We start from the raw sequence: 16,930 nt of genomic DNA on the forward strand, positions 1-16,930 counted from the left end.
GTGAAAGTATTGACTGTTTTCGGCACGCGCCCGGAAGCGATAAAAATGGCGCCGCTGGTACATGCTTTGTCTCAGGATCCTGAGATAGAGTCACGTCTGTGCGTCACCGCCCAGCATCGTGAGATGCTGGACCAGGTATTGCATCTGTTTGCTCTGGAGCCGGACTACGACCTGAATATTATGCGTCCGGAGCAGGGGCTGACGGAAATTACCTGCCGTATCCTGCAAGGTCTGAAGGCGGTTTTCGACGAGTTTAAACCGGATATGGTGCTGGTGCATGGCGACACCACCACCACCATGGCAACCAGCCTCGCAGCCTTTTATCACCGAATTCCTGTGGGGCACGTTGAAGCAGGATTACGCACCGGCGATCTTTATTCCCCCTGGCCTGAAGAGGCTAACCGCAAGCTGACCGGTCATCTGGCCACCCTGCATTTCACACCGACGGAAACCTCACGCCAGAATCTGCTGCGTGAAAACCTGAACGACCAACGGATTTTTATAACCGGTAACACGGTAATTGATGCGCTGTTCTGGGTGCGTGACCGGGTATTAAGTGATGGCAATTTGCGCAATCGGCTGGCCGAACGTTATCCGTTTTTACAGGCGGATAAAAAGATGATCCTGGTCACCGGCCATCGCCGCGAGAGCTTTGGCGAAGGTTTTGAGCGTATCTGCTGCGCACTGGCGGAAATCGCCCGTCTGCATCCCGAAGCGCAAATCGTCTATCCGGTGCATCTGAATCCCAATGTCAGCGAGCCGGTCAACCGCATCCTGAAAGATATCGATAATATCGTGCTGATTGAGCCGCAGGAGTACCTGCCGTTTGTCTGGCTGATGAACCATTCCTGGCTGATTCTGACCGACTCTGGCGGCATTCAGGAAGAGGCGCCATCGTTGGGCAAACCGGTGCTGGTGATGCGTGATACCACGGAACGCCCGGAAGCGGTCGATGCGGGTACAGTACGTCTGGTCGGCACCAACGTTGAGAAGATCGTGACGGAAGTGACGCGGTTGCTGACCGATGAAGAGGCTTACCACCGTATGAGCCGCGCGCATAATCCCTATGGTGATGGTCATGCCTGCGAGCGCATCGTGCAGGCACTAAAAAATAACAGAGTAACCCTATGAGTTTTAATACCATTTCAGTTATTGGCCTCGGCTATATTGGCCTGCCAACCGCTGCGGCTTTTGCCTCCCGCCAGAAAAAAGTGATCGGTATCGATATCAATCAGCGCGCGGTGGATACTATTAATCGCGGTGAAATTCATATTGTGGAGCCGGATCTCGATCGTGTAGTGAAAAACGCGGTAGAAGGCGGTTTTCTGCGCGCGGCATCACAGCCGGTAGCGGCAGATGCCTTTTTAATCGCGGTGCCGACGCCGTTTAAAGGCGACCACCAGCCGGATATGGCCTACGTACAGGCAGCAGCACTGTCGCTGGCGCCGGTGCTGAAAAAAGGCGATCTGGTGATCCTTGAATCCACCTCGCCGGTGGGCGCCACTGAGCAGATGGTGGAATGGCTGGCGCAGGCGCGCCCCGATCTGAGTTTCCCGCAGCAGGCTGGCGAACAGGCTGATATCAATGTCGCCTACTGTCCGGAGCGGGTCTTGCCGGGGCAGGTGATGGTGGAGCTGATTAAAAACGATCGGGTTATTGGCGGGATGTCGCCGCGGTGCTCCGCGCGCGCCAGCGAACTGTATAACATTTTCCTTGAAGGGGAGTGTGTGGTCACCAACGCACGCACGGCCGAAATGTGTAAGCTGACCGAAAACAGTTTCCGTGACGTTAATATCGCCTTTGCCAATGAACTGTCAGTGATTTGCGCCGATCAGGGGATTAACGTCTGGGAGCTGATCGCGCTGGCTAATCGCCATCCGCGCGTCAATATTCTGCAGCCGGGTCCGGGCGTCGGTGGACACTGCATCGCGGTCGATCCCTGGTTTATTGTGGCGCAAAACCCCGCGCAGGCACGCCTGATTCGTACTGCGCGCGAAGTAAATGACAGCAAACCGCACTGGGTGCTGGATCAGGTTAAGCGTACGGTAGCGGACTGTCTGGCAGCGAGTGATAAGCGCGCCAGCGAGCTGAAAGTTGCCTGTTTTGGTCTGGCGTTTAAACCAAATATTGACGATCTGCGTGAAAGTCCGGCGATGGAGGTGGCGCATCTGATCGCCAGCTGGAACGCCGGTGAAACCTGGGTGGTGGAGCCAAATATTGAGACCACCCCGCAAAGGCTGGCGCATATCACACAGCTGGTCAGCGCCGAAAGCGCGTTACAGCAGGCGGATGTGCTGGTAATGCTGGTGGATCATCAGCAGTTTAAAGCCATTGATGCGGCACAGGTCACCCAGCGCTGGATTGTTGATACGAAAGGAGTCTGGCGTTAACGCGCCCGTATCCTGCGGTCTGGGGGGTTGTTGAATGCATATCCTTGCCACAATTAAGCCGCTTGAGTGGGAAAACCAGTTCTTTGGGATCAACAGTGCGCTGCTGGACTTTAGCGCGCCACAACCGTTGACCGAAGCACAGCTGGCAGCCTGCGATCTGTTGCAGGCCAGACTCGGCAGCCATCAGACAGCAGAAATTGACGCGCTGAGCGCTATCGGTTTCCGCCTGGTGGAGGGCGAGGCCGATATGTCGATCGCGATCAGCGCCACGCAGCGCCAGTCTGGTATTCGTATTGCCCGCAGCGAACATATTCCCCAGCTGCGTGCGGTGGCCAGCGAGGCATTTGCTAACAGCCGTTTCCGCGCGCCCTGGTATCAGCCGGGTGACAGCGGACGTTTTTATGCGCAGTGGATTGAAAATGCGGTGCGTGGCACCTTTGACCATCAGTGTCTGCTGGCGGTTGACAAAGCCGGGGTGATGGAAGGTTTTGTTTCCCTGCGTGAACTGGGCAATGGCGAGGCGCGTATTGGCCTGCTGGCGACGTTACCCGAGGCGCGCGGTAAAGGTGTGGGGCAGCGTTTAATGCATGCGGCGGCGGACTGGTGTCAGGCGCGTCGTATTCCAACGCTGCGTGTGGCCACCCAACTCAGTAATCTCGCCGCGATGCGGCTCTATCTTAGTCGCGGCGCCACACTTGAAAGCACCGCGTACTGGCTATACAGGTGACCCAATGATTCCATTTAATGCACCACCGGTGGTGGGAACCGAACTCGAATATATGCAGTCGGCGATGGCCAGCGGCAAGCTGTGCGGCGATGGCGGCTTTACCCGTCGCTGCCAGCAGTGGATGGAGCATCAGTTTGGCAGTAAAAAAGTATTGCTGACGCCATCCTGCACCGCCTCGCTGGAAATGGCGGCGATACTGATTAATATCCAGCCCGGCGATGAAGTGATTATGCCGAGCTATACCTTTGTCTCAACGGCCAATGCCTTTGTGCTGCGCGGCGCGACTATTGTGTTTGTCGATGTGCGACCAGACACCATGAATATCGATGAGACGCTGATTGAAGCGGCGATCACCGATCGTACGCGCGCCATTGTGCCGGTACATTATGCCGGTGTGGCCTGTGAGATGGATGAGATTATGGCGCTGGCGCAGCGCTATCAGCTGTTTGTGATTGAAGATGCCGCGCAGGGCGTGATGTCCAGCTACAAGGGCAAGGCGCTGGGCACCATTGGTCATATTGGCTGCTTCAGCTTCCATGAAACCAAAAACTACACCGCCGGTGGCGAAGGCGGCGCGACGTTGATCAACGATGCATCGCTGGTTGAGCGCGCCGAGGTGATCCGTGAGAAAGGCACCAACCGTAGTCAGTTCTTCCGTGGCCAGGTGGATAAATATACCTGGCGGGATATCGGGTCCAGCTATCTGATGGCCGATTTACAGGCGGCTTATCTGTGGGCGCAACTGGAAGCCGCGACAAAGATTAACCATCAGCGTTTACGCCTGTGGCAGCGTTATTACGATGCCTTACAACCGGTTGCCGCCCGTGGATTAATCACCCTGCCGTCGATGCCGGCTCACTGCCAGCACAATGCGCATATGTTTTACATTAAGCTGCGCAACCATGATCAGCGTCAGGCGCTGATCGCCTGGCTGAAGGAAGCGGAAATTCTGGCGGTATTCCACTATATTCCGCTGCACAGTTCACCCGCCGGGGAGCGCTTCGGTCGCTTTGCTGGTGAAGATCGGGTGACCACGGCGGATAGTGAGCGCCTGCTGCGTCTGCCGCTGTTTTACAATTTATCGGACAATAACCAGAGCACGGTTATCAATTCGCTGCTGAGCTTCTTCTCCTGATATGTCACTGGCCAAAGCCTCAGTGTGGACCGCCGCGTCGACACTGGTAAAAATCGCTGCCGGATTGCTGGTGGTTAAGTTGCTGGCGGTCTCTTATGGACCGGGCGGGGTGGGACAGGCGGGTAACTTTCGTCAGTTAATCACCGTGTTAGGCGTGCTGGCTGGCGCCGGTATTTTTAACGGTATCACCAAGTATGTCGCCGAATATCAGCAACAGCCGGAGAAACTGCGCGCGGTGACCGGCACCGCCTCCAGTATGGTGCTGGGCTTTTCGACGCTGCTGGCGGTGATTTTCCTGCTGGCTGCAGAGCCTGTCAGCATCGGCCTGTTTGGCCATGCGGATTATCAGCAAGTCGTGCGCATCGTGGCATTTTTGCAGATGGGCATTGCCTGGGCCAATCTGTCGCTGGCGATAATGAAAGGTTTTCGCGATGCGATGGGTAATGCGCTGGCGCTGATTGCTGGCAGCCTGATTGGCGTGGTGGCTTATTATGCCTGCTACTGGCTTGGTGGTTACAGCGGTGCGCTGGTGGGCCTGGCGCTGGTTCCGGCGTTAGTGGTGCTGCCTGCGGCGCTGTTGCTGGCGAAACGTGATCATCTGCCGCTGCGCTACTTACTGCCCCAGTGGCACGGCGAGCTGGCGGCTAATCTCGGCAAGTTTACGCTGATGGCGCTGATTACCTCGGTAACCTTACCGGTAGCCTGGGTGATGATGCGTAATCTGCTGGCGGCGCACGCGGGCTGGGAGCAGGTGGGGCTGTGGCAGGGGGTGACCACGATTTCAGATGCTTACCTGCAATTTGTCACCGCCACCTTTAGCGTCTGGCTGCTGCCGACGCTGTCACGACTAAACAGCAAAGCGGAAATTTCCGCAGAGATCTGGCGCGCGCTGCGATTTGTCATTCCGGCGGTCGCCGCCGCCAGTTTCTGCGTCTGGCTGCTGCGCGATTTCGCCATCTGGCTGCTGTTCTCCAGCCAGTTTAACGGCATGCGCGATCTGTTTAGCTGGCAGCTGCCCGGCGATGTGCTGAAGGTTGGCTCCTATATTTTCGGATATCTGGTGATCGCCAAAGCGTCGCTGCGCTTTTATATTCTGACCGAAATCAGCCAGTTTATTTTGCTGACCGCCTTTTCCCGCTGGTTGATTCCGCTACATGGCGCCACCGGTGCGGCGCAGGCCTACCTGGCGACCTATGTGGTCTATTTTGCGCTCTGTTGTAGCGCTTTCTTAATTTATCGTCGAAGAGCATGACTACACTGATTCACGTATTGGGATCGGATATTCCCCACCATAACCTGACCGTGCTGCGTTTTTTTAACGATGTACTAAGCGTTAAACAGCCGACGGCTGACGCGCGCCACTTTATGGTGGTGGCACGGGATGGCAGCGCTTTTGCAGCCTTTAATGCGCTGCATATTGAGCTATTTGCCAGTAAAAAAGCGCTGGCCCATGCAGTTATCGCGCGCGCGCGGCAGCGGCAGACGCGTTTCTTCTTTCATGGTCAGTTTAATCCGCTACTGTGGCTGGCGCTGCTGACCGGCAAGCTGCGTTCATCGCAGGTATACTGGCATGCGTGGGGCGCGGATCTGTATGAAGAGTCTTCCAGCCTGAAGTTTCGCCTGTTCTATCTGCTGCGCCGGCTGGCGCAGGGGCGGGTAAGCCATCTGTTTGCCACCCGGGGTGATATTAACCACTATCAGCAGCGACATCCGCAGACGCCAGTATCGTTGCTTTATTTCCCGACGCGCATGGCCACGCAGGTGGCGCCGTCAGAAGCTGGCGAGCGGCTTTTTACCATTTTGTTGGGTAACTCCGGCGACGCCAGTAACCGTCATCGTGAGGCGCTGCAGGAAATTCACCAGCAGTTTGGCGATCAGGTAAAAGTGATTGTGCCGCTCGGCTATCCACCGAACAATGAAGCTTATATCGCCAGCGTGCGCCAGGCTGGTGAGGCGTTGTTCAGTGCCGATAACCTCCAGCTGCTGACCGATAATCTGGCGTTTGCCGACTATCTCCAGCTGATTGCGCATTGCGATCTCGGCTATTTTATTTTCCGCCGTCAGCAGGGCATTGGTACTTTATGTCTGCTGATTCAGGCCAATATCCCGTTTGTATTGAGTCGTGACAATCCGTTCTGGCAGGATTTAACCGAGCAGCAGGTGCCGGTACTGTTCAGTGGTGATGTGCTGGATAAGCAGGTGGTGGCGGAAGCACATCGCCAGTTGAGTTTGCTGGATAAACAACAGATCGCCTTTTTTGACCCGGCGTTTATCACCGGCTGGCAACAGGCGTTATCGCTGGCTGAAGGGGACAAGGCATGAGCCTGATGCAATTTAGTGGTTTGCTGCTGGTTTATCTGTTTTCAGTGGGATTTATTCTGACGCTGACCTGGCGTGAGTTTCGTCGCGTACGTTTTAACTTTAACGTCTTCTTTTCGTTACTGTTTTTGCTGACCTTCTATTTTGGTTTTCCGCTGACCAGCATTCTGGTGTTCCAGTTTGACGTTAATGTGGTACCTGCGGAAAACCTGTTGCAGGCGATGCTGGCGGCCAGCTGTTTTTATGGCATCTATTATGTCAGTTATAAAACCCGGCTGCGCGCATCCACTACACATCCGCGGCGTCCGGTGTTTAATATGAACCGGGTAGAGACCCATCTCACCTGGATGCTGCTGGCGCTGGTGGCGCTGGCGACCGTGGCCGTCTTCTTTATGCACAATGGTTTTCTGCTGTTTCGCTTGCATGCCTACAGTCAGATTTTTTCCAGCGATGTGTCCGGCGTGGCGCTGAAGCGCTTTTTCTACTTCTTTATTCCGGCGATGCTGGTGGTCTACTTCCTGCGCCAGGATTCGCGCGCCTGGCTGTTCTTCCTGGTCAGCACGCTGGCGTTTGGCCTGCTGACGTATGTGATTGTCGGCGGTACACGCGCCAATATCATTATCGCCTTCGCGCTGTTTCTGTTTATTGGCATTATTCGCGGCTGGATTACGCTGTGGATGCTGGCGGTGGCTGGCATGCTCGGCGTGGTGGCGATGTTCTGGCTGGCCTTACGTCGCTACAACCTTGATGTCAGCGGTGCGGAAGCGTTTTATACCTTCCTGTATCTGACGCGCGACACTTTCTCGCCGTGGGAAAATCTGGGTCTGCTGCTGCAAAACTACGACAAGATTGATTTCCAGGGGCTGGCGCCGATTGTGCGCGACTTCTATGTGTTTATTCCCAGCTGGTTATGGCATGACCGTCCGGGCATTGTCCTGAACAGCGCCAACTACTTCACCTGGGAAGTGCTGAACAACCATTCCGGGCTGGCGATTTCACCAACGCTGATTGGTTCGCTGGTGGTGATGGGCGGCGTAGCGTTTATTCCGCTTGGCGCGGTGGCGGTGGGACTGATTATTAAATGGTTCGACTGGCTGTATGAGCTGGGTAAAGCGGAAAGCAATCGTTATAAGGCCGCGATTCTGCAAAGTTTCTGTTTTGGCGCGGTGTTTAATATGATTGTGCTGGCGCGTGAAGGACTCGATGCTTTTGCTTCGCGTGTGGTCTTTTTCTGCGTCATTTTTGGCGCCTGCGTGGTGGCTGCCAAACTGCTTTACTGGCTGTTCGATCGCGCGGGGCTAATCCGCCGGCGCGTTTCAGGTCGTACGATGCAAGCTGCAACACAATAATAAAATCTCTTTCGGCTAAGATGGGCCGGAATGATGTAAGGGAACTTAAATGGATGTCACCTCTGCTGCGCCGCAGTATCAAATTCGTGGTCTGTCACTGTATGGCTTTCGCGATATGAAGCAGTGTCTGGATTTCCTCTATAGCGACGGGCGGCTGAGAAGCGGCACGCTGGTGGCGATTAATGCCGAAAAAGTACTGACGGCGGAAAGTGATGCAGACCTGTATAAACTGATTGATGACGCGGAATATAAGTATGCGGATGGCATCAGTATCGTGCGCTCAATCCGTAAAAAATATCCGCAGGCGCAAGTGTCACGCATTGCCGGGGTCAACTTATGGGAAGCGCTGATGGAGCGCGCCGGACGTGAAGCCACGCCGGTGTTTCTAATCGGCGGCAAACCGGCGGTGCTGGCGCAAACGGAAGATAAACTGCGTCGGCTGTGGAACGTCAATATCGTTGGCAGTGAGGATGGTTACTTTGCGCCAGCCGATCGCGAGGCGCTGTTTAGCCGCATTCGCGCCAGTGGGGCAAAGATTGTCACCGTTGCCATGGGGTCGCCAAAGCAGGAGATAGTAATGCGTGACTGCAAAGCTTTCTATCCGGATGCGCTGTATATGGGCGTCGGTGGCACCTACGACGTATTTACCGGTCATGTGAAGCGTGCTCCGATGATTTGGCAAAATCTGGGCTTAGAATGGCTGTATCGCCTGATTTTGCAGCCGAGCCGTTTGCGTCGTCAGCTCAGATTGCTGAAATATCTCAACTATCATTATCGTGGCCAACTTTAATTTGTCGCCGGGGTAAAGGTTTTACCGCGGTTTTGTACTGATTTGTGAGCTAAAAAGGGCAAAAAACGCCGGTTGTTTCGACGGAATGCACAAAGCGTAATCAAACGCGTTTTTTTGTGAAAAAAGCACTGGACAGGATCGGCTCACATCCGTAGTATGCACATCCGCAACGGCGCTACGCGCCCGTAGCTCAGCTGGATAGAGCGCTGCCCTCCGGAGGCAGAGGTCTCAGGTTCGAATCCTGTCGGGCGCGCCATTTAATTTGTGCGCAAGAGCTGCGGTGGTAATATTTATCGCGTTAAGAAGTAAGCAGTAAGGTGTGGTGGCTATAGCTCAGTTGGTAGAGCCCTGGATTGTGATTCCAGTTGTCGTGGGTTCGAGTCCCATTAGCCACCCCAGATTTTGTACGGTATGCGAAGGTGGCGGAATTGGTAGACGCGCTAGCTTCAGGTGTTAGTGTCTTAACGGACGTGAGGGTTCAAGTCCCTCTCTTCGCACCACACAAAATCGATGTGAAGCAGTAAAGCAGTACATTTCGGCGAGTAGCGCAGCTTGGTAGCGCAACTGGTTTGGGACCAGTGGGTCGGAGGTTCGAATCCTCTCTCGCCGACCATATTCGAAACCCCGCTTTTATAGCGGGGTTTTTTGCGTCTGGCGTCCGCCAAAAAAACCTCTGTTCCGTCATGTTTCTCTTACGGCAAAAAAACAGCATATGTCTCATATGGGCGACGTATAACACTATGTTATTTAATATGTTTTCATAATCTGACACTGCTTGTCGTCGATCGGAGACGTTGGCTGACTGGATTGTGGGGTTTTAACGACACCATTTGTCTGCGTATTTATCTGTAAATAAAATTATAACCTGATGAAAATCATCATATTTATATATAAACAATAAGATTACTGCCATCCTGGCACGCATTATGCAATAATATTACTGTAGATGCTCATTCCACCTCTTATGTTCGCGCAAGCTTCATAAACCTGGGAATGACGCAGAGCCATTTTACGGTACCAGTTGTCCAGCCAGCCAATATCGTCAATTGATCTTATTGGATCCCCGGGCACCACGTTGAGTCTGGTACCAATCGGTTGTCTTACCGACCTGATATTTACACCTGCTATCTGGCAGGTGTTTTTTTTTGCCTGAATCCAGGCGTAAAAAAGCCGGGCGAACCCGGCTTATTGATATCTTCCGTAGCGCCTGCGCTAAGGATTGTTCTTTAACGTCAACAGCAGTCCGTCACGCCGCATCTGCGCCGCTTCTTCCGGCTTATGCTGGCGATCAAGCGTATCTGCCAGCCAGGCATAATCAAAGGCATCAGGGCGCTGTTTTAACGCTTCACGGAACGCTTCACTGGCTTGCTCCCACTCACCGTGTTTCATCAGCAGCTGACCCAGCGTGCTGTAGAGTAGCGGGGTGGCACCATGCTGTTTGATCTGCTGGCGCAGCGCTTTTTCCAGCTGTTCCGGATTGCCGGTTTTCAGCCGTGGCATCAACAGCACCAGACGCTCGTCATACTGACGTTTCAGTCCATCCAGCACGATAGTCTGAGCCATATCATGATCATCGCAAGCAATCAGATGATCCGCCATCGCCACCTGTAAGGCAGGTTCATGACGTGTTTTACGGCTCTGCTCCTGCCACCAGCGTTTCAGGCCATCGCTGCCCTGATCGGCCATCGCCTGATTCATTAAGCCCAGCCATGCCTGCTGCTGCAAGGCGGCACGATGATTTTCATCGGCAACCTGCGCTTTTTGCATCGCGGGCAGAATATCTGACAATGAACTCCAGGCGCCGGTGCGGATATAAGCCTGCTCCGCCAGACGCAGCACTTCCGGATGACGCGGCGCCACTTCCAGCAGACGATCAACACCATGACGCGCAGCATGATCTTCATTGCGCGCCAGCTGAATACGTACGCGGGTGATTTCAACCGGCAGCTGATCGCTCTGCGCCAGTTCGGCAGCGCGCTCAAGATGCTGATTGGCGCGTATCTCATCACCGCGCTGCTGCGCGGCTTCCGCTGCCAGCAGATAGTTCACCACCGGTTGCTCAGCATGGTCGGCATTACGTGACAGCAGCTTTTCCACCTGCTTGTAATCGCCTTCCGCCAGCTTCAGCATCGCTGCCTGCGTCTGCTTACGCGCCCGGCTGCGTTTACGACCGAGGAACCAGCCGCGGGTTCTGACGCCGGTACGCAAAATGCGGCGCAATAACCACTCCACCGCCAGAATCACCAGCAACGCCAGAATCAGTATGATCACCAGACCGGTGACGCTGGTTTCAATATTCCAGTTGTCGGTCTGAATCAGGACATAACCCTGATGACCGGCGATCATCGGGCCAATAACGATACCGGCAATCAACAGCAGGAAAAGCAAAAGTACTTTAAGCATGCTTATTCTCCCTGCTGCGGCTGCGGCTGCGGCTGCGGCTGCGGCTGATCGCCTGACGGCTGCGCCAGCAGATTGCGTACGCGTGTCTGCATCAGTTTATCCAGCATCGGCTGGCTCTGCAGGGCGTCCGGCACATCCATCGAAACGCTTTGCTGACTGAGATCATCCAGCTGGGCAAGGAAGGCTTTGGTTGAGGCATCATTGGTATCAAACCAGGCGCGAACCCAGGTTGAGACGGTATCAATCGACTGTTTATAGATTTCATCCTGATGACGCGGCACCGCCTGGGCGGCAATCAGCAGACGTGAGCGAATATTTTCACGCAGATAAACGTCCTGATTCGGCGCCAGCAGCGGCTCTGCCGTATTGTCACGACGACGCACGGTAATAAAGTCATCCATAAATTTGTGCCAGCTCTTCACCAGATTCTGACGCCATTCATGCAGTGACGAGGAGAGCTCGGTGCTGTCCGCATCCATTGGCGACTCATCGCTGTCGGTGTCGGCAATACGTAAATTGTCGACACCGTTAGCCAGCTGATTGAGTTTCAGAATAATACCGTCGTAATCAACCTGGCTGACCGCCGACAGATTGCTGATATCCTGGGTCAGGGCGCGACGCACTTCGATCAGGCTGGGATCGTTCATATCCGCCAGGCTGGCGTCGGCGCTTTTCAGCAGTGCGGCGGAAGTTGTGACATCCTGGTCGCTCCACAACTTACGTCCGGCCAGTTTCACCAGATAATCTGCCTGCGCCAGTAACCAGGTGCGTGAGTCGTTACCGGAGATGGTGGTGACTTTCTCTTTTAATTCATCAAGCTGCTGGCTGGTGGCGGACTGCTGGTCACGTGCGGTCTGCAGTGCGCTGGTCTGCGCCGCAAGTTGCTCAGTGAGCTGCTGCTTATCGTTTTTGGCCTGCTGTTGCAGTTCGCTTAGCTGATCCGCCAGCGCCTGGGTCGCCTCGGTTTGCAGTTGTGTCTGGTGTTTAGCATTAATGTACAGTCCGGCGCCTGACGCCAGAGCGATGACTATTGCCAGAGCGCCCAACGCCATGCCGCTGTTTTTTGACTTCCGTGGCGGCTTTTGTTCCGCTGGCGCGGTGGTTTCTACCGCTGGGGTGGTCTCTTCAACCATGGCGGATGAATCTTTTTGTTCCGTCATTGTGGCACATCCCATCTTTAAGTTTATTGTAACGCGCGCAGCAGCGCGTCGTTATCGGCCCCATCGGCTACCGTAATCTCCTGCCAGCCAAACTCCCTGGCCAGGGTAGCCAAACGTTCACTGACGACCACCAGTCGACAGTGTAGTAACCATTCCTCACGATCGATCTCAGGGAACAGTGAACAGAGTTGTTGCAGCATCTCACCACTGGTTACCACCAGCGTATCAATGCCGCGATCGCGCCAGCGACGTGCTTCAGTATGGCCGTCGTAAAATTTGGCGCAACGCTGATAACATTCACAAAAGGTCACTTCTGCACCGCGCTCGATCAGCGTTTCCGCTAACAGTTCGCGACCGCCATTGCCGCGCAGAATCAGCGCGCGTTTACCCGCGACCTGCTGTAGTGCAGGTAGCTGTATCAGGATCTCACTGCTTTCGCGCTGGTGTGGATAGTCTACCTGATAGCCGGTAGCGGTATGCATCACCAGCGCCGTATTGCGACCTATAGCATAATAGTTCAGGCTGGCGGGCCATGTTACGCCGTGCTGACGGATTACCGGCTGCGCAAAGTGAATGGCATGCTGCGAAAGAATAAACAGTAAGTCCCCGGCAGCCAGACTGGCCAGCTGCTGTGGCAGAGCATCAAGGTCGCGGCCGGGAGTAAATTCAATCAGCGGCATGCTCCAGGCAACCTGTCCCAGGCCGCGCAGGCGACTGACCAGCTCTTCAGCAGCAGGTGATGGACGGGTTACCAGAATGGTCATACCGGTGGATTTCCCTGATAAACTTCAGCCAGAATCTCACGCGCCCCTTTATCCAGCAGCTCTTCAGCGAGGGAGATGCCCATCTGTTCGGCATCGGCGCGCGGGCCGCGGCGTTCACCGCAGATCATCTGTTTGCCATCCGGCGAACCGACCAGGCCGCGCAGCCACAGCTCATCGCCTTCCAGTAGCGCATAGCTGCCGATCGGCACCTGGCAGCCACCTTCCAGACGGGTATTCATCGCGCGCTCGGCTCTGACGCGCACCGATGTGTCTTCATGGTTCAGGGCCGACAACAGGGTTATGGTGTGTTGATCGTCGAGACGACACTCAATCCCCACCGCGCCCTGGCCCACCGCGGGCAGTGACTCTTCCGCTGGCATTGCATAGCGAATACGCTGTTGTAAACCAAGACGGTTCAGGCCGGCCACCGCAAGGATAATCGCGTCATAGTCACCGGCGTCCAGTTTACTGAGGCGTGTGCCGACATTGCCGCGCAGCGAGCGGATCACCAGATCAGGCCGACGTGCGCTAAGCTGACACTGGCGACGCAGGCTGGAGGTGCCGACAATCGCGCCCTGCGGCAGCGCATCTACCGAATCATAGTGGTTAGAAACAAAAGCATCGAGCGGATTATCACGCTCGCAAATTGTCACCAGCCCCAGCCCTTGCGGGAACTCTACCGGCACATCTTTCATTGAATGCACCGCGATATCCGCCCGGCCTTCCTGCATCGCCAGTTCGAGTTCTTTAACGAATAAACCCTTGCCGCCGACTTTCGCTAATGGCGTGTCGAGGATCACATCACCGCGCGTCACCATCGGCACCAGTTCAACCACAAGCCCCGGATGGCAAGCCATCAGACGCTGTTGTACATATTGTGCCTGCCATAACGCGAGCGGACTTTGCCTGGTGGCAATTCTTAAAATTTTGTCTAACATGCTTCTTACCGTTTTGATCGTTCATTGATTATCCTATCATTGATACATGAAGGCTGTCAGTTTCAACGGCTTTTAAACGGTATGTCAGGGATGAGTACACCCGGCGGAAGCTTGATTGATCGTAAAACGTGCTAAACTGTGTGGTAGCGCAACTTTCTTTACGGTCAATCTGCCAGGTGTTAGATTGATCACGTTTCCAGCAATTATTCGCCCGAATATTTCTAAAGCAAAGGGTGGATGTCGGAAACCGGGTTTGTTTAAAAACACTGGGACAATCAGGCGAAACGTCTTGTACCTCTACATTGAGACATTGAAACAGAGACTGGATGCCATCAATCAGCTGCGCGTCGATCGCGCACTGGCTGCGATGGGACCTGCTTTCCAGCAGGTATACAGTCTGCTGCCAACCTTATTACATTATCATCATCCGCTGATGCCGGGTTACCTCGAAGGTAACGTTCCACATGGCATCAGCTTCTTCACGCCTGATGAAAACCAGATAAGCTATCTCAATGATTTAGAAGGTAAATCCGGCAAGCGTGCGGCGCTGCCCGCGCAAGGCGAGCGGCCAATTACCGGTGTTTACTCAATGGGCAGCACCTCATCGGTAGGGCAGAACTTCACTTCTGACCTCGATATCTGGGTCTGCCACCAGTCCTGGCTTGATAATGAAGAACGTCTTAGCCTGCAGAAAAAGTGCACCCAGCTGCAAAAATGGTGCGCGGCGATGGGCGTTGAGGTCAGCTTCTTCCTGATTGATGAGAACCGCTTCCGCCACAATGAAAGCGGTAGCCTCGGTGGTGAAGACTGCGGCTCAACCCAACATATCTTGTTGCTGGATGAATTCTACCGTACCGCCGTGCGAATGGCCGGTAAGCGCATTCTGTGGAATATGGTGCCGGGTGAAGAAGAAGAGCATTACGACGACTATGTAATGTCTCTCTACTCGCAGGGTGTGCTGACGCCTAATGAGTGGCTGGATCTCGGCGGCCTGGGCACGCTGTCGGCGGAAGAGTACTTTGGCGCCAGTCTGTGGCAGCTATATAAAAGCATCGACTCACCCTATAAAGCGGTGCTGAAAACCCTGCTGCTGGAAGCCTACTCCTGGGAATATCCGGATCCCAAACTGCTGGCGATGGATATTAAGCAGCGCCTGCATGATGGCGAAATCGTCTCCTTTGGCCTCGATCCTTACTGCATGATGCTGGAACGCGTCACGCACTATCTGACCAGCATTGATGACCATGCGCGTCTCGACCTGGTGCGCCGCTGTTTCTATCTTAAAGTATGCGAAAAACTGTCGCAAGAGGGCGGTAAAGCGGGCTGGCGTCGTGAAATTCTTGGTCAGCTGGTGAAAGAGTGGGGCTGGGATAATGAGCGTCTGCAGATGCTTGATAGCCGCTCCGACTGGAAAATCGGCCGGGTACGCGAAGCGCACAATGAATTGCTGGATGCGATGATGCAGAGTTATCGCAATCTGATCCGCTTTGCCCGTCGTAACAACTTAAGTGTCAGCGCCAGCCCGCAAGATATTGGCGTGCTGACCCGTAAGCTGTATGCCGCTTTTGAAGCGTTGCCGGGCAAAGTGACGCTGGTTAATCCGCAGATTTCGCCGGACCTCTCCGAACCGCATCTGACCTTTATTCATGTGCCCAATGGTCGCGCTAACCGCGCAGGCTGGTATCTGTATAATCAGTCGCCGGATATGGGGTCGATTATCAGCCATCAGCCGCTGGAATATAACCGCTATCTGAATAAGCTGGTGGCCTGGGCGTGGTTTAATGGTCTGCTGACCAGCAAAACGCGGCTGCATATTAAAGGCAATGAAATCTGCGACCTCGCGCGATTGCAGGAGCTGGTGGCCGATGTGTCGCATCACTTCCCGCTGCGCCTGCCTTCACCAACGCCAAAAGCGCTGTACAGCCCGTGCGAAATTCGCCATCTGGCGATTATCGTCAATCTCGAATATGACCCGACGGCGGCGTTCCGTAATCAGGTGGTGCATTTTGATTTCCGTAAGCTGGATGTGTTCAGCTTTGGCGAGCAGCAGCAGTGCTTAGTGGGCAGTATCGATCTGCTGTATCGCAACTCGTGGAATGAGGTGCGTACGCTGCACTTTAATGGCGAGCAGTCGATGATTGAAGCGCTGAAGACCATCCTCGGCAAAATGCATCAGGACGCCTCGCCGCCGGATGCGGTGGAAGTGTTCTGCTACAGCCAGCACCTGCGCGGTTTGATTCGTACCCGGGTGCAGCAGCTGGTTTCCGAATGCGTTGAGTTACGCCTCTCCAGCACCAGCCAGGAGCCGGGACGTTTTAAAGCGCTGCGCGTGGCTGGCCAGACCTGGGGACTGTTTTTCGAACGTCTCGGTGTTTCGGTGCAGAAACTGGAAAATGCGGTAGAGTTTTACGGCGCGATTTCCAATAACAAACTGCATGGCTTATCGATCAAAGTCGAAAGCGAGACGCGCTTACCCAGCGTGGTGAACAACTATGCCAGCGAAGGGATCATCCAGTTCTTCTTTGAAGACACCAGTGATGACCATGGCTTTAATATCTATATTCTCGATGAAACCAACCGCATTGAGATTTATCATCACTGTGAAGGCAGCAAAGAAGATCTGGTGCGTGATGTCAGCCGCTTCTACTCGTCGTCACATGACCGCTTCACCTATGGTTCCAGCTTCGTTAATTTCAATCTGCCGCAGTTCTATCAGCTTGTGCAGGCGGATGAACGCTTGCAGGTGATTCCATTTCGTAGCCAGACGCTGACTCAGCTCTGCGCAACCGTCTCTGACAATGACCATACGGATTACCAGCAACGTATTCAGATGCATTGATTAGCGCTGTCCCCCGGCGCTAAATGTTAAAAATGCGACAGCGGCAGCATCATCCAATCGCCAATACCTGTTGCTTTTCAGAGTTCACCTGCGATGATAAGCAACCAGTAAGCATT

The 16,930-nt window shown here is 54.5% G+C and carries 13 protein-coding genes and 4 tRNA genes; 13 read left to right on the forward strand and 4 right to left on the reverse strand.

The genetic code is table 11. The annotated features are described in order from the left end of the window. The 12 genes from wecB to J2125_RS12145 all read left to right on the forward strand — a co-directional run bounded on the left by wecB (position 1) and on the right by J2125_RS12145 (position 9,323). The gene (gene wecB, locus J2125_RS12090; RefSeq protein ID WP_026111637.1) at positions 1-1,131 is read left to right on the forward strand and encodes a non-hydrolyzing UDP-N-acetylglucosamine 2-epimerase; all 1,131 of its coding nucleotides are present in this window, start codon (positions 1-3) and stop codon (positions 1,129-1,131) included. Further along, entirely contained in the window at positions 1,128-2,390 is a 1,263-nt protein-coding gene (gene wecC / locus J2125_RS12095) for a UDP-N-acetyl-D-mannosamine dehydrogenase (protein WP_017800644.1), read from the forward strand. Before wecB ends, wecC begins: the two co-directional genes overlap by 4 nt. Positions 2,391-2,424: 34 nt before the next feature. Next, positions 2,425-3,117: a dTDP-4-amino-4,6-dideoxy-D-galactose acyltransferase gene (gene rffC / locus J2125_RS12100; protein ID WP_017800645.1), complete on the forward strand. Its 693-nt coding sequence runs from the start codon at positions 2,425-2,427 to the stop codon at positions 3,115-3,117. Between the two features lie 4 nt (positions 3,118-3,121). Further along, positions 3,122-4,252: a dTDP-4-amino-4,6-dideoxygalactose transaminase gene (rffA, locus tag J2125_RS12105; protein WP_017800646.1), complete on the forward strand. Its 1,131-nt coding sequence runs from the start codon at positions 3,122-3,124 to the stop codon at positions 4,250-4,252. 1 nt (position 4,253) lies between these two features. Next, positions 4,254-5,504 carry a lipid III flippase WzxE gene (gene wzxE, locus J2125_RS12110; protein ID WP_017800647.1) on the forward strand — a complete coding sequence of 417 codons (1,251 nt, stop codon included), beginning with the start codon at positions 4,254-4,256 and terminating at the stop codon, positions 5,502-5,504. Then, entirely contained in the window at positions 5,501-6,574 is a 1,074-nt protein-coding gene (locus tag J2125_RS12115; protein WP_026111638.1) for a TDP-N-acetylfucosamine:lipid II N-acetylfucosaminyltransferase, read from the forward strand. Before wzxE ends, J2125_RS12115 begins: the two co-directional genes overlap by 4 nt. After that, entirely contained in the window at positions 6,571-7,920 is a 1,350-nt protein-coding gene (gene wzyE / locus J2125_RS12120; protein WP_017800649.1) for an ECA oligosaccharide polymerase, read from the forward strand. Before J2125_RS12115 ends, wzyE begins: the two co-directional genes overlap by 4 nt. 49 nt (positions 7,921-7,969) lie before the next feature. After that, entirely contained in the window at positions 7,970-8,710 is a 741-nt protein-coding gene (wecG, locus tag J2125_RS12125) for a lipopolysaccharide N-acetylmannosaminouronosyltransferase (RefSeq protein ID WP_017800650.1), read from the forward strand. A gap of 179 nt (positions 8,711-8,889) precedes the next feature. Then, a tRNA-Arg gene (locus J2125_RS12130) sits at positions 8,890-8,966 on the forward strand. Between the two features lie 66 nt (positions 8,967-9,032). Then, positions 9,033-9,108: transfer RNA gene (locus J2125_RS12135), tRNA-His, on the forward strand. A gap of 15 nt (positions 9,109-9,123) precedes the next feature. Further along, positions 9,124-9,210: transfer RNA gene (locus J2125_RS12140), tRNA-Leu, on the forward strand. A gap of 36 nt (positions 9,211-9,246) precedes the next feature. Beyond that, positions 9,247-9,323, forward strand: a tRNA-Pro gene (locus J2125_RS12145). A gap of 599 nt (positions 9,324-9,922) precedes the next feature. On the opposite strand, the gene hemY is transcribed toward J2125_RS12145, so the two are convergent. Genes hemY through hemC form a run of 4 tightly spaced genes read right to left on the reverse strand, consistent with a single transcriptional unit; the run spans position 9,923 to position 13,975 of the window. Continuing rightward, positions 9,923-11,113 (reverse strand): protoheme IX biogenesis protein HemY, encoded by a 1,191-nt coding sequence (gene hemY / locus J2125_RS12150; protein WP_017800651.1) that lies wholly within the window; start codon positions 11,111-11,113, stop codon positions 9,923-9,925. A 2-nt stretch (positions 11,114-11,115) separates the two neighbouring features. Further along, positions 11,116-12,273, reverse strand: coding sequence for a uroporphyrinogen-III C-methyltransferase (gene hemX, locus J2125_RS12155; RefSeq protein WP_209499500.1), 1,158 nt, complete (start codon positions 12,271-12,273; stop codon positions 11,116-11,118). A 23-nt stretch (positions 12,274-12,296) separates the two neighbouring features. Then, positions 12,297-13,037: a uroporphyrinogen-III synthase gene (gene hemD, locus J2125_RS12160; protein ID WP_017800653.1), complete on the reverse strand. Its 741-nt coding sequence runs from the start codon at positions 13,035-13,037 to the stop codon at positions 12,297-12,299. Further along, positions 13,034-13,975, reverse strand: coding sequence for a hydroxymethylbilane synthase (gene hemC / locus J2125_RS12165; protein ID WP_017800654.1), 942 nt, complete (start codon positions 13,973-13,975; stop codon positions 13,034-13,036). Before hemC ends, hemD begins: the two co-directional genes overlap by 4 nt. A gap of 289 nt (positions 13,976-14,264) precedes the next feature. Between hemC and J2125_RS12170 the strand changes: the two genes are divergently transcribed. After that, positions 14,265-16,814, forward strand: a complete 2,550-nt coding sequence (locus tag J2125_RS12170) for a class I adenylate cyclase (RefSeq protein WP_026111639.1) — start codon at positions 14,265-14,267, stop codon at positions 16,812-16,814. The last annotated feature ends 116 nt before the right edge of the window (positions 16,815-16,930 follow it).

The organism is Winslowiella toletana (assembly GCF_017875465.1).
GTDB classification, from domain to species: Bacteria; Pseudomonadota; Gammaproteobacteria; order Enterobacterales; family Enterobacteriaceae; genus Erwinia; species Erwinia toletana.

What these genes read in the sequence shown, in the direction of transcription:
- wecC (WP_017800644.1), top strand. Translation starts at nt 1,128, where the DNA reads ATGAGTTTTAATACCATTTCAGTTATTGGCCTCGGCTATATTGGCCTG.
- hemC (WP_017800654.1), bottom strand. Translation starts at nt 13,975, where the DNA reads ATGTTAGACAAAATTTTAAGAATTGCCACCAGGCAAAGTCCGCTCGCG.
- wecG (WP_017800650.1), top strand. Translation starts at nt 7,970, where the DNA reads ATGGATGTCACCTCTGCTGCGCCGCAGTATCAAATTCGTGGTCTGTCA.
- J2125_RS12115 (WP_026111638.1), top strand. Translation starts at nt 5,501, where the DNA reads ATGACTACACTGATTCACGTATTGGGATCGGATATTCCCCACCATAAC.
- rffA (WP_017800646.1), top strand. Translation starts at nt 3,122, where the DNA reads ATGATTCCATTTAATGCACCACCGGTGGTGGGAACCGAACTCGAATAT.
- rffC (WP_017800645.1), top strand. Translation starts at nt 2,425, where the DNA reads ATGCATATCCTTGCCACAATTAAGCCGCTTGAGTGGGAAAACCAGTTC.
- wzxE (WP_017800647.1), top strand. Translation starts at nt 4,254, where the DNA reads ATGTCACTGGCCAAAGCCTCAGTGTGGACCGCCGCGTCGACACTGGTA.
- hemY (WP_017800651.1), bottom strand. Translation starts at nt 11,113, where the DNA reads ATGCTTAAAGTACTTTTGCTTTTCCTGCTGTTGATTGCCGGTATCGTT.
- hemX (WP_209499500.1), bottom strand. Translation starts at nt 12,273, where the DNA reads ATGACGGAACAAAAAGATTCATCCGCCATGGTTGAAGAGACCACCCCA.
- wzyE (WP_017800649.1), top strand. Translation starts at nt 6,571, where the DNA reads ATGAGCCTGATGCAATTTAGTGGTTTGCTGCTGGTTTATCTGTTTTCA.
- hemD (WP_017800653.1), bottom strand. Translation starts at nt 13,037, where the DNA reads ATGACCATTCTGGTAACCCGTCCATCACCTGCTGCTGAAGAGCTGGTC.